Here is a 13,646-nt window from a genome sequence, read left to right on the forward strand (position 1 = left end):
ACTTTATTTGCCAGTGGCAGTTAAACCTGGGAGGCTTGGCGGCGGGCAGCGGATTTTTCTAGTAGAGATTGGGCAAAGGCTAACGCTTCTTTGGCGGAATGGCCCCCAGTTAATTGGGCTAATTCCTGTTGGCGATCGCCATCGGACTGGAGGGGAGTAATGCGAATAACGGTGCGTAAATCCTCATCAAGCTGGGGGTTCACCGGATCGGCAATGTTCTCATTAATCACTACTTTGTCCACATGGAAATGGGCATCGGCCAAAGCCGCCACCAACGGTTGATGGGTGACACAGAGGAGTTGTTGACGTTGACTCAGTTGGGCTAGTTTGTCGGCGATCGCCTGGGCCACTTTGCCAGATACACCCACATCAATTTCATCGAAAATTAAGGTTTGGCTGGGGGGAGCCAGGTCACTAAAACAGGCTTTGAGAGCAAGGAGGAAGCGGCTCATTTCCCCCCCGGAGGCGGTGGCCGCTAAGGGTTGAATTTTTTCCCCCGTATTAGGACTGAAATAAAACACCACCTGTTCTGCACCAAAACTACTGGGAGGGGTGGACTCCAATTGACAAACGAAAATCACCTTTTCCATGGCCAAAGGTTTAAGTTCCTGTACCAATCTTTTTTCTAGTTTTTGGGCTGTTTTTTGTCGGATTAAAGTTAACTGACCACAATGCTTGATTAATTTTTGCTCTGCCTCAGTCAATGCTTCTTGCAACTGGGCTAGGGATTGTTCTCCATCCGCCAACTGGTCATATTCAGCTTGAATTTTTTCTTGGTAAGCAATGGCTTCGGTTAAACTGGGGCCGTATTTACGGCAAATTCTTTTCAATACTTGCAGCCTTGCTTCCACTTCCCCCAACCGCTCTGGGTCGGCTTCTAAATTATCGCCGTAGCGTTGCACTTGCCGTCCTGCTTCAATTACTTGGGTTAATGCTGTTTGTATCATTTCCAATAAGGGATTAAGGGCACTGTCAAATTCCGCCATGGTTTGCAACTGTCCCTCCGCATCTCCCAATAGATCGGCGATCGCCGGGGTATCCCGTTCACTTTGGTACAAAAGTTGAGTGGCTTGGTAACTTAACTGCTGTAGCTCCACCACATGGGAAAGTTTTTCTTGCTCCTGGATTAACAATTCCCACTCATCGCCATCGGTTAATTCAGCTTCTGTTAATTCCTGTAACTGATAGGTTAAAAAATCCAACCGTTGTAAACGATTTTGTTCCGATTGTTGCCTGGCCGTTAAAGCTTGTTTTGCTTGGGTAAATTCTCTATAGGCTGCTTCCACAGCTTGACGTTTTTCTAATAAGTTTTGCCCACCAAATAAATCCAGTAGTTGCCGTTGTTGACTAGGATCTAATAATTGTTGAGTTTGTCCCTGGGCTGTAATTTCCACCAATTGGCTCCGCAATTCTGCCAAAACCTGTCGATTTATCAACACCCCGTTAAGACGGGAACGGGAATTTAATGAGCTTCCTTTTTTGCTAAATTCTCTGGTGCAAGCAATGGTGCTATCTTCTAACGGTTCAATGCCCTGGGCCGCTAACCATTGGTCAATGGCAGGGGTAGCGGTAAAAATCCCCTCAATGGATCCACTGGGGCAACCCTGACGCAAAACCCTGGCCCCAGCTTTTCCCCCTAGTAACAAATCAATAGCATCAAGCAAAATTGATTTCCCAGCTCCGGTTTCCCCCGTCAATACATTTAAGCCTTGCTCGAAATTAATTTCTAAGCAATCAATCAAAGCAAAATTAATAATTCGCAGGGATAGTAGCATGGAGAATTGGCCGATGGTTTGAACATTCTGCTATGAAGGAGCGCCTTTTACAATAACTAAGCCTAGAATACAAGTGCAAATTAAAGTACGCTGGCTTTTCATACCCAACTCGGCATGAAGTTTGATTGTACATGGCTAAGCACCAGGGTCGTGACCGAGTAGTGGTGTTTGAATCCCCGGGGAACGCTGACTCCGCAACAGAAACGACAAGGGATGTCATCGATATTAACTCCAATGAGCAATGAAAATTAATTAACTTTTTCCCAACCTTAACTTTAACTAATCCTTAAAAAGTCTTTAAAAAATCTTTAAATTTGCTTGCTGACAAGGGGGGTTGGGGCAAGGTGCTAATTTATCTAGAGCCATTGCCGGCTCGCACTTTTATTTGTGTTGGATGGAGCACTCTTTTCTGGTTCAGTTACCAAATACCTTATCCCCCAGTAGGGTATATTTAATTGAGCTAGGATTCTTATTCAGCAAGGGGTTTAGGCTTCTAATCTAAATTATTTGTAACCTGTCTGCTACTTTTGTGATCTCTTCTGGGTAGGTTGGGATCAGGGTTTATTGAGGGGCTAGAAGGCTGTGATCTGGATCACATCCCTGAGTCAAACAGAGTAATAGAATATATATAGCTTGGTGAGATGAAATGTCGTTGAGGAGAGTTGGCTCAGATCCAAGCGATAAATACAGTTGAGTGTCCTTAATTTAACTTCTTTGTCTTTTATTTTTAGTTATTGATTGCTTTCCTGTCTCGCCTACCTTATTTTTACTTACAGTTGAAGATCAGTCATGAATACTCGCTTTTTTCTCAATTTCCTCACTGCTTCCAAACGTAATGCCGGTTTTGCCATGCCCATGGTGATCATGGGAGGGTTGGTGATTACCGTGGCGGCGGCGGCGATCGCCATGAAGGGGATGAATGACCAAAATCAGGTCACTTCTAAAGCGATGAAGCAACAATCTGAGGCAGTAGCTGAAGCTGGAGTGACACAGATACAAAATTTTTTACTGGGCTCAAAGTTTATGGCTTTGTATCCTAAGGATAAATGGGAAACGGCAATAACAATCAACGGTGATGGCACAGTTGCGATTAATGATGCTGATCTCCAAAAATATGTGACAAAAGTTGCAACGAACTTGGCTTCTGGAGGTGGAGCAGCCGGTAATAGCGCGTGTAGTAGCGGGACTCCTCCTACCTCAGCTGAAATTACGGCAAAGGAAACCCAAATCAAGTCAGCACTGAAAGATCTTCGCACCGCAGCAGTGACAGGGAAAGATTTAGTTGCAGGAGACTCTAGCAAAGGCAGATTTCGTCTGACAAGTTTTAGCTATCAAGGCTATGATTCTTCCACTGGACAAAGCTATTATCCTCCGTCAGAGAGTAGTTGGTTAGCCCAAATGACCGTTGAGGGTGAGGTTCCGGGTAAAGAAGCGAAGACAACTATCACAACTACATTCCCTATTTCCGTCACTCCAGAATCGGGTGAAACTCCCTTTGACGTGAGCACGATTTCTCCCGGATTATGGGTTAAAGAGGGAGGGGTTAACGATCTAAGCAAACCGGAAACTAGTTACAATGACAGTGCTGGCACAATTGATGGCGACATTGCCATCAGCGACTGTGGTGGAAATATTTCAAACACCTACATGGGTCAATTAAATGCAGCACAAAAATCGAGAGGCTATGAAGCATATAGAACTGACGCCCCAATGCCATCAATTCCTAGCGTTCCCACAGGGGTCACCCCCTATACATTGACTGGCTCAGCCTCTTTGCCAAGAGTTGGAGAGGTACAGGCGGCCGATGGCTATTACTATTACAGCAGTCCTTCAAATTTAGGGGATATTACCCTGGATCACAGTGGTGGTAAAAAATACAGAATTTATCTTTATGGAGATATTCCTAAAACAACAAGTGTCAATAGCAACTGCAAAACCACAGCCGGTTGTGTTCCGACGAATCTACAAATTTTCGGTATGAAGTCATCTGGTGGCGAAATTTGCATGAACGGTAACTCTGATAGGGCAGTGGACGCTTTTGTTCTTGCTCCTAACTATGCCCTTGGTAAAACTGGCAATGGTAACTTTTACGGTACTTTCATTGTTAAGAGCTTCGGCAAGATAGGCAGTTGTGGATCAAACAATGGCAAATTAGCGATAGTTTCCACCCAGCCTTCAAACACCGTTCCCAACGAATTTACAAATACCACTTCTTCTGCCTATCCTATCCCAGCCATAGGAGCCAGCTCAACATGGCAATCTTTGGAAACCAGTACCACTGGCACTGTGCCAAGCTTATCTCCCCTTGCCCAAGGCGGTCGTCTTGTTTCTCAACCTCCCCTGGTCAGTGGTGTTTCAAGTTCTAGCTCCATAGCGTCAAGTGCTGCTTCTAGTATCAGTTCGCAGGTTTCCAGTACCGCATCTAGTACGACATCCAGTGCCAGTTCCATGGCATCAAGCGCTCAGTCTAGCGTTAGTTCTGCCCTTCCCCTTAGTTCAATTACTGATCGTGTGACTTGTATTGCCGCTGGCGGCAAATGGAACAACGGACAAAAATCTTGTCGCTAGTGTCAAACTAACTAGATCTCTTATCTCAATAGAATTCTGATTCCGAAGCAACAACTCATGATTGTTAGAGGCATGCCTTAGTTGTATGCCTTTAATTTTTTTATTTGTAAAATCCTGTTCTTGCACAATTTACACATCGTAAATCCCAAAGAGGGAAAATCATGCGCTGGCGGAACTGTTCATCATTTAAAGGTTGATAATAGGTTAATGGACTATAAAAACGATATGAGACCAAAATTGCTGCTGACAACATTGCTAAAATCAAAATTTTGTATTTAGTTTTTAATACTAAGTTTCCTATTTGCCTTGCTTCCTCCACCAAAAGAGCAAACAAGCAAAAACTAAATAACAGCGCTGGGAAGTAATGATATAAATACATTACCCTACCCAGTTGACTAATGATAACCATATAGCTCCAGTAAAGAAGCAAAAAAGTAGCCACTAGGAATCTATTTTTAAGCGGTTCCCGTAATGGAAAAAAGATATAAACAAAAATCAATGCTGTTGTTCCCAGCGATCCACTGAGTCCCAAAAACCAGACCACTGAATTGACCTGCAAGTATAGGTATTTGTAGAAAACACCGTCGGTAGTTTCCCAGCGATAGTTGATTGCTCTGGCTCCCAAAGGCCAAAATAAGCTCGGACTTCCATTTTCATCTGGCTTGCTTAAATCTAATTTCGGTACGCCCTTTTGATAATTTTTTACGTGCTTAAAATGCTCTTGGAGTCTTAAAGGAAATGACCAAATTTCATTCTGTTTATTCTGATCAATTAACTCTCGATATTCTGTAGAAATATTAAAATATCCACTATTATCTAAATTTGGGTTAATATTTTTGGCAATAGAAAAATGTATTTGCCAAACCATGACGAACGTCATGATAAAACTAATCAAGACAATTCCCAATGACAAAGTGACTTTTTGCCAATGAGGAAATAGCTTAGAAAATAACAGTGGAATTAATAATAAGATAATTAATCCAGTTACTTTTGTGGTCGCTACTAGACCGACGCTAATCCCTAGACAAATTGAACAAATAACCAGGCATATATTATATTTTTTATTCTTTAAAGCTAACAAAAAAAATAAAACTGAAAGGGCGATAAATAACATTAATGGTGCATCTAGCATTGCTGCCCGAAAATGCACAATCATTGCATTATCAAATAAAACAAGAAAGCTCAATAAAAAAGCGATAATCTTATTGTCCACTAAATTTAAGGTAATAAAAAAAAATATCAAGGGCAATAACCAAGCACAAATTGTTGGAATAAAACGATAACCGGCAAAGGAAAAGTCAGTAGGGAAGTCTTTAGCATAATAAACATCATTAAACTGATTGGAAAAATTATTAGAATGTAGTAAATGCTCTCCAAGGGCAACTAACATTGGTCCCAGTGGAGGATGCTCATACATAAAAAAAGTTCTGTTAAGATACTTCTGGGCTGCAGGAATATGATAATTTTCATCCCAAAAGACTGCCTGGGGATAATTATAATTATGAAAGTAAGTAAAATAAGAAATGGCTAATATGACAATAGATAACAGAATAAATTGAATTTTATCCCTACTTAATCTTTCATAAAAATGTACTTTCATAAACTGATAGCCAGTAAAAATTACGCATTTGATTTGTAAGTATTATCTCAGAAGCAGACCTCAGAGGTTTGCCTTGTTTTTTGTCTGCTTTTTCTACAGCGACATTTTTGGTCTGGAGTTATCTGGCGATCGAGGATAGGATGGTGCTTGGCGATGGTAATGGCGATCATCAGGTATTGCTAAAATGGAAAAGTCCTAAGGAATAAGCAATGCTAGACTTTCAAACCTTTATAGCAATCATCACCACTATCCTGGTGTTTGTAACGGGAGTAGCCCTCAAATATGAAACCATCTACCTCAGAAACTACCAACTCCATATTCCCCAATGGGCAGGACTTAGCTTCGCCGGGATTACTTTCACGTTTGTGGTCTTGGATAAACTCCTACGGGGGTTTGTCCGACTTGAGGAACAGCAACGCCGAACTGAGGAAACACAACGAAGAGCTAAGTCAGAAGAACGAGAAACTCGCCGAACTAGAATCGAAACTAGATACCGTATTGCAACCATCTAGTACCAACTTGACCCCAACAATCTCCACCGACAACAATTAGGGGATATTCAGGCACTTCTCGAAGAATATCAAGATACCCTTTAGCTAATTGGCGATCGCCGCTTAATTCTCTTCATGATGGCGAGTAGATGGCCGTTAAAGTTCAGGTTTCAAAATTGGTGTTATTTTAATGCCTCAATTAATGCCTCAATATAATCAACGTATACATTTATTAACTTGTAGTCCATGACTAAGTTTTCAATTTCTGGCCAAATTTTTGCTAAAAATAAATGAAAATCTTTTTTACGCATATTGCCAAAACGTAAATGAACAACTTTGGCAGGAGATTCATCAATCATTAGTCTCTCTGAAAAGTCAGCATCTTTGGTCACGATAATTAGACTATTGACTTTAGCATATTCCCAAATGTGGCTATCCGTTGGACTCTTTCCCAAACTAGAGACATGATAAATTGGCAAAGATGATTAAAACGTTACATTTGCGGGTAAATTTTCATCAAATAAATATCCCTTCATGCAATTTCTTTGATTTGGTAGCTTCGAGCCATAAGTTTGGTCGCAAATTGAAGGCAGGCATAAACATAATCTTCAGTTAAGCTAGGGTATTCTTCTAGGATATCTGAAATTGAATCTCCAGCGCCCAGAAATTCCATAATTGTTTGCACAGTAATTCTGGTTCCGGCAATTGTTGGTTTTCCATTGCAAATATCGGGATGAATTTGAATCTTATTCATAATAATTACCCTTAACAAATGTTGCGAATAATAATCTTTGGTCAATCTAAATCGAATAATTAATGCGCTTCCAATTCACCAATCTTTTCATGATTTTTTTGTCAACTTTCACGAATCTTGATTGTTTTTTGTTGTATGACTGGCAATGTTTTCATGTCTAATTAGGATTGATTAAGATAGTCATCTAAGGTTTCAATGATAGTCAAACGAATTAGGTCTTTAAATTCCTGAGTAGTTAGGTCTTTAATCTGCATTGGTGTTTTTTCCTAAAATTAATAATGTTGAATCTTGGCTTGGCTTATTATTAAAATTTTAATCAAATTCTCCCGATCTGGCATTTAATTTAACGACTGATTTCAATACATTTCTTGAATTCTTTATATGTATGCTGATTACCATGAAATGTAGAAGCAATCATTCTTTGAAATGCATCAATAGATGATTTGGCCGACTCTGCTTGACTTAAACTATTACTAACAGCATTGGATAACATATTGCAGAAAGGAATAGTCGCATCAACAATACTTTCCCAATTTGCAATTGAAATTTGTGGATCAAGATCAATAAAGGAAAGACAAAAATAGTTTGAAAGACTCTCCTCTAGCAAGATTTCAAGGCACTTTGCAATAGCGGCAACAAGTAAAAAATGAGAACCTCTTTTTGTCAAGAACGATAATTGTTCTTCTTCAATCCCTATTAGTGGAGCTAGAACTTTTTTATTTTTTAAAGCGTCTTTTTTATTTTCAACGGCACGTAATAAAGAAAATGCAAAGAGAATATGTTTGGCTGATGTCAGATCACAAAAGTATCTAGAATATAATTCGTCTTTTAGCCAGATGTCTGCTTTGTTGTTATAAGCAATAACTGGGTCTTGATGAAATGAAGCAAGCGACTGCGCGACAGTATCAAGAGAAAGAAAAATATTAGTTCCTCGATTGGGACGACGAATAATATCTTCGGATCCACCTCTGCGACCATAATAGGTCGTATTTGGAATTGACTCAAACTCTTGTCTTAGTCTTTTTTGAATGTGGTCATTGCTTCGATAATCAGAGGGTTCAATCTCATTTTGTCGATTATTAAATTCAATAATTTTTTTGACAGTATCTTTACTTGGACACTTAATAAATCTGATTTGTACGAAACCTGTTTCTTCAGGCTCATTATCTAAGTTGCCTATTGCACCAGTGGTTTGGGCTCCATTTACAATTGATAAACCATTAATTATCAATTTTTTTAAAGACGTGGAGTCATCTTGAATTTCCTTGAAGTCATGAACCAGCACTGTAATTCCGTTATTGAATACCCAAAAGTTTTCAGGATTTTCTAATGCAGTTAGTCGTATTCCATTATTAATATTTTTGTGGTTTTTAGTACGCCCTAAGTATCCTCTAACATTTGCAGAAAATAAATTATCTTTATATGTTTGAAATTGTTCATGAAGCCAAGCAATAGGAATACAAGTAACGAAAGCTTCCCATTCTCCAGCTTTAATAGAAAAACCTTCGGAGATTGTCAACGAGAACTCATCAGATACAAGTATTGAGTTTTCTAGAGAGTGATACCAAGCATCGACCGTATTTTTGCCAACTTCTAAGGATGCTATATTGATGACACTAGAATTCTTATAGTTTGCTTTTACGGATGCGAGAACAGAATTTGTGACGCTAGTAAGCTCATCTTTGATGATTTCTGATTCTGGCCTATTATGTACAAACCAAAATTGAATTAATTCTATTTCATCATTGTTGAGCAGTTCGCGGATTTCTTGTACAACTTGCTTCAAACCATCAGGAATAGATTCGATAGAATTGTTGAATATATATGATGCGGCAGTATGAAGATCAGATGCCTTGTTCTTTTTGGCTGTTAGTTTATTTGAATGTTCATAGATTTCCGATTGAATAACTACAACAGTTCCATTGTCTCGGTCAATAAAAACCAAATCACATTTTTTATCGTCACCTCCCGTTATTTTGTCAGTTAATGCTATAGATTTTGAACTATTCCACTCAGTAATAATAGAATCATATGCAATGGTTTGTATATCTTCTATACTGAAACGAAGTTGTAGAGCAAATAGTGCCAGTGCGTCCGAGCCATACTTTCTTAGATCATCTCTAGCCTCAAATGCAATTTGTGATGGTATTTTTTCCATTTTTTTAGAGTTGTTTCAGAGAAAAAAAATAACGCTTATAAGCAATGTAAAGATGAAGGAGGCCGGTTGATTTGGGCCTCCTGCCTCCTATTCATTAGCAACTTTTATCTTTTACTCAACACCCTCAATCCGGTCTTCCACTTCTTGGTAAAGCTCCTGTAACCGTTCTAGGTTTTCCTCAGAAGTTTCCCAATAGCCACGACCATTCACTTCTAACAACGTACTGACCATGCGGCGGAAAGAATTGGGGTTTAAGTCCATCAGCCGTTTACACATTTCCTCATCCTGGATGAAAGTGCTGTTGGCATCCTCATAGACCCAGTTATCCACTGCGCCAGCGGTGGCACTCCAGCCCATGGTATTGACCAAACGCTTGGACAGTTCCCGTACTCCTTCATAGCCGTGGGAAAGCATCCCTTCGTACCATTTGGGATTAAGGAGTTTAGTGCGGGCATCGAGACGCACCGTTTCCGACAGGGTTCGTACCTGGGCGTTGGCGGTGGTGGTGTCGGCAATGTAAGCCGCAGGGGCCTTACCGTCATCCCGCAGGGTGGAAATTAACTTGGTGGGGTCAGAGTCAAAATAGTGGGACACATCGGTGAGGCTGATTTCCGAGGAATCCAGGTTTTGGAAAGTGGCATCGGCGGTTTTTAAAGCCCGCTCGAACATATCCCGATTTTGGTCCATCATGCCGGGGTTATCGGAGTTGAAGGCAAAGGATTTGCGTTTGAGGTACATTTCCTGTAATTCAGCCTCGTCTTCCCAACTGCTGTTTTCCACCGCTAAGTTCACATTAGAAGAATAGGAACCGGAGGCGTTGGAGAAAATCCGGGTGGCCGCTTCCCGCACCCCAATGCCCATTTCCTCGGCCTGTTCGAGGGCGTGCTTGCGAACAAAGTTCATTTCCAGGGGTTCGTTGGCTTCGGCGGCAAGTTTCACCGCTTGATCCAACAAATTCATTTGGTTAATAAACAGATCCCGGAAAACACCAGAACAGTTCACCACCACATCGATGCGGGGACGACCCAATTCTTCCAGGGAGACCAGTTCGATTTTATTAACCCGACCAAGGGCGTCAGGCACAGGTTTAGCCCCCACCATCCACATAATCTGGGCCAGGGATTCGCCGTAGGTTTTGATATTGTCCGTGCCCCAGAGTACAGAAGCGATGGTTTCGGGATAATCACCGCCATTTTCCACTTTTTGCCGCTCTAAGAGGCGATCCACTACCACTTTTGCTGACTGCACAGCAGCCAGGGTAGGAATAGACTGGGGATCTAGGGCGTGGATATTTTTCCCTGTTGGTAACACGTTGGGGTTGCGGATAGGGTCACCGCCGGGGCCAGGTAGAACATATTCCCCCTCTAGAGCTTGGAGCAAACCACCAAATTCATTGTCGGCACAAACCTGTTCTAGGCAAAATTCCAGGTATTCAAACAGGGGTTTGAGCTTTTCTTCATTGACGTTGGGGTAGCCGGAATCACAGAGGGATTTGACCCAAGGCGCTTTTTTGCCAATTTTGAAGAAATTCAACTTAGACACAAAAGAAACCCGACCGTCGGCGTTAATTTGCTCCTGTACTAAAGCGGCCACAGCGGCCCGACTGGCCATGGTGATGTCCTGTAACAGTTCTACGTCAGCTAATATGCCTTTGTCGCTGTTGCGGTAAATTTCCTCCATATTGCGCCCAATGCTTTCCGCAATCAGGGTGGGCAACGCCCAAATACCTTCCTCCTCCCTGTCCAAACTGGCGATATTAACCAGGGTAGCGATCGCTTCTTCGGCGCTGGGGGGTTGACCAATAACATGGAGACCACAGGGCAGGAGCCGGGACTCAATTTCCATTAGCTTGCGGTAAACGGAACCGACAATGGTATCCCGTTGTTCGGCACTCATCTCCTCCGCATTAATATCCGGCAGATTCACATCCTGATCAAGGTTGCAGATGCGAGCCTGGTCCATGATGGTATTGACAATCTGGATGCCCCGGCCGGAGTCCTTCAGGGTTTGATAGGAACCAATTAACTCACTTAATTCCTGTAAGCCTTTGTATAAACCGGCATTTTCCGCTGGGGGAGTGAGGTAGGAAATGGTGGAGGCATAACCCCGTCGTTTGGCGATGGTGGCCTCGGAGGGATTGTTGGCGGCGTAATAATACAGGTTGGGAATAGTGCCGATTAAATTATCGGGATAGCACTCCCCGGACATACCCATTTGCTTACCGGGCATAAATTCCAAGGAACCGTGGGTACCAAAATGAAGCACCGCATCGGCTTTCCAAATGTGATTCAAATAGGTGTAGTAGGCGGCAAAACCGTGGTGGGGACTGGCAGAACGGGAGAATAGCAAACGCATGGGGTCCCCTTCGTAGCCAAAGGTGGGTTGCACACCGATAAAGACGTTGCCAAATGCCTTGCCGTAAACTATTAGGTTCTGCCCGTCACTGTTCAAATGCCCCGGTGGTTTGCCCCAGTTTTCTTCCAAGCGTACGGAGTAGGGCGTGAGCCGTTCATACTGTTCCACCGACATGCGGTAGGCAATATTTAATTCTGGGCTGTTGTATTGGGCCTGGGCATCGTGGATTACCGCTTCCATTAATTCGTTGGCAGAACCAGGTAAATCCTGGACATCGTAACCGTTACCCTGGAGCCCCTTCATTACTTCGTAAATGGAGCCAAACACATCCAGGTAAGCTGCTGTGCCCACATTGCCCTTATCGGGGGGGAAGCTAAAAACGGTAATGGCAACTTTCTTATCCAGTTTGGGCTTTTTGCGTAAATTGGCCCACTTCATAGCCCGTTGGGCGATCGCCTCTAGGCGGTCTTGGAGAGCAATGGCCCGGCCGGTGGAACCATCTCGACCGGAAAGAATAATGGGTTCGATCGCCCCATCTAGTTCAGGAATGGCAATCTGGAGAGCTACTTGAATGGGATGTAAACCAAGGTCACTGGCTTCCCACTCCTCTGTAGTTTGGAACACCAGGGGCAGGGCGCACATATAGGGACGGTTAAGCTTTTTCAGAGATTCAATGGCACGGGGATGGTCTTGGCGAGCGGGGCCTCCCACCAGGGCAAAACCAGTTAGAGAGACTACTGCATCGACTATCGGCAGCGGTTCCATGCCATTGACACTTTTATCCAAGAAATACTCATCCACCGGTTTGGAGAAATCTAGCCCGCCGGAGAACACACAAATAACCCGGGCCCCCATGGCTTCTAGTTCCTGTACCATGCCGACGTAATGGGCATCATCCCCGGTAACCAGGTGCGTCCGTTGCATGATTAAACCAATACAAGGAGCTAGGGGATCTTTTAAGTCGTCGGAAATATCGGGCCGCTGATTGTACCATTCCAGATAATCCTTGACATTTTCGAACATTTGCATGGACAGGGGATGCCAAATGCCCATATCGGGGTACACCACCGGCTCCTGGTAGTTCACCAGTTTGTGCAAACCCAAATCAGGATAGACATATTTGTCTGTCAGCATGAGCAGGAAGTTTTCCAAGTTTTCCTGGGAGCCCCCCAACCAATACTGGAAGCTGAGCATAAAATTACGGGCATCCTGGGCCTTTTCCACTGGCAAATATTTCAACACTGTGGGCAGGGTCCGCAAGAGCTTGAGCATTGCATCCTGGAAGCCAGCGCCACTGCTGTTTTCCTTGCGCTTTTTCATAAACTGGGCGATCGCACTCTTGGACTGGCCCAATTGCGCCATGGAAAAAGAACCCATTTTGTTCAGGCGCATCACCTGGGGCATGGAGGGGAATACGATCGCCGCATCCAACTGGTCCCGATAGGGAGCCACCGCTTCCACCACTTTATCGGCCAAATCTTCAATGAAAATCAGGGAAGCAATGAAGAGATTGGCTTCGCTGACATCCTGCTTAAAGTTGGCGTAATTTTCCGGGTCCCGCAACTCCTCAATCAAATAGCCCGTTAACTGGATGGCCAAGCTGGAGTTAGTGCGGTTAATGTTTCTAACGGCCGCCGACAAAGCGCTCTGATACTGGGATTCCAAGACCACATAGACCACCTTGAGTAGCTTGCGCCCATGTAACGCTTCGGGATCAACACGGCGGATGGTGGACTTGACGTTAGTAAACATATAATTGGTGTTCTCCTACAGGGTTCGATTTTAAAGGGATTTTTTAAAGAGCCCCCTAGGTATTTCTAGCAGAAAATTCGAGGCCGTGGGGGCGTCTCCGCCTTTCTGGGGTAAATTAGCCTCCGGCGATCGCCAAAGTCTCGACTCGGACTACCACAATTTTTCCGGCTCTGAATTAGCAACTAAAAAGCCT

At 43.1% G+C, this 13,646-nt stretch carries 8 protein-coding genes; 2 read left to right on the forward strand and 6 right to left on the reverse strand.

Annotated elements, in window-relative coordinates:
- Nucleotides 1–20 precede the first annotated feature (20 nt).
- A complete protein-coding gene (gene recN / locus IQE94_RS01275) occupies nucleotides 21–1,775 on the reverse strand; it encodes a DNA repair protein RecN (protein WP_212715621.1) in 1,755 nt (584 codons plus the stop codon).
- Nucleotides 1,776–2,564: 789 nt separating this feature from the next.
- Between recN and IQE94_RS01280 the strand changes: the two genes are divergently transcribed.
- Nucleotides 2,565–4,343: a hypothetical protein gene (locus IQE94_RS01280; RefSeq protein WP_223342544.1), complete on the forward strand. Its 1,779-nt coding sequence runs from the start codon at nucleotides 2,565–2,567 to the stop codon at nucleotides 4,341–4,343.
- A 100-nt stretch (nucleotides 4,344–4,443) separates the two neighbouring features.
- Here IQE94_RS01280 and IQE94_RS01285 read toward each other — a convergent pair whose 3' ends face one another.
- The gene (locus IQE94_RS01285) at nucleotides 4,444–5,943 is read right to left on the reverse strand and encodes a phospholipid carrier-dependent glycosyltransferase (RefSeq protein WP_223342545.1); all 1,500 of its coding nucleotides are present in this window, start codon (nucleotides 5,941–5,943) and stop codon (nucleotides 4,444–4,446) included.
- A gap of 80 nt (nucleotides 5,944–6,023) precedes the next feature.
- Here IQE94_RS01285 and IQE94_RS18545 point away from each other — a divergent pair, with 80 nt between their 5' ends.
- Complete coding sequence (locus IQE94_RS18545) at nucleotides 6,024–6,149, forward strand: hypothetical protein (protein WP_255611339.1); 126 nt, start codon at nucleotides 6,024–6,026, stop codon at nucleotides 6,147–6,149.
- 467 nt (nucleotides 6,150–6,616) lie between these two features.
- Here the strand turns inward: IQE94_RS18545 and IQE94_RS01290 are convergent, their stop codons facing one another.
- From IQE94_RS01290 to IQE94_RS01305, 4 genes are all read right to left on the reverse strand, one after another.
- Nucleotides 6,617–6,913: a DUF5615 family PIN-like protein gene (locus IQE94_RS01290; RefSeq protein WP_223342546.1), complete on the reverse strand. Its 297-nt coding sequence runs from the start codon at nucleotides 6,911–6,913 to the stop codon at nucleotides 6,617–6,619.
- 53 nt (nucleotides 6,914–6,966) lie between these two features.
- Nucleotides 6,967–7,188, reverse strand: a complete 222-nt coding sequence (locus IQE94_RS01295; RefSeq protein WP_223342547.1) for a DUF433 domain-containing protein — start codon at nucleotides 7,186–7,188, stop codon at nucleotides 6,967–6,969.
- A 343-nt stretch (nucleotides 7,189–7,531) separates the two neighbouring features.
- Nucleotides 7,532–9,346 carry an AIPR family protein gene (locus IQE94_RS01300; RefSeq protein ID WP_223342548.1) on the reverse strand — a complete coding sequence of 605 codons (1,815 nt, stop codon included), beginning with the start codon at nucleotides 9,344–9,346 and terminating at the stop codon, nucleotides 7,532–7,534.
- Nucleotides 9,347–9,457: 111 nt separating this feature from the next.
- Nucleotides 9,458–13,453 (reverse strand): magnesium chelatase subunit H, encoded by a 3,996-nt coding sequence (locus tag IQE94_RS01305; protein ID WP_223342549.1) that lies wholly within the window; start codon nucleotides 13,451–13,453, stop codon nucleotides 9,458–9,460.
- Between the last annotated feature and the right edge of the window lie 193 nt (nucleotides 13,454–13,646).

Source organism: Synechocystis sp. PCC 7339 (genome assembly GCF_019924095.1).
Classification (GTDB): Bacteria; Cyanobacteriota; Cyanobacteriia; order Cyanobacteriales; family Microcystaceae; genus Synechocystis.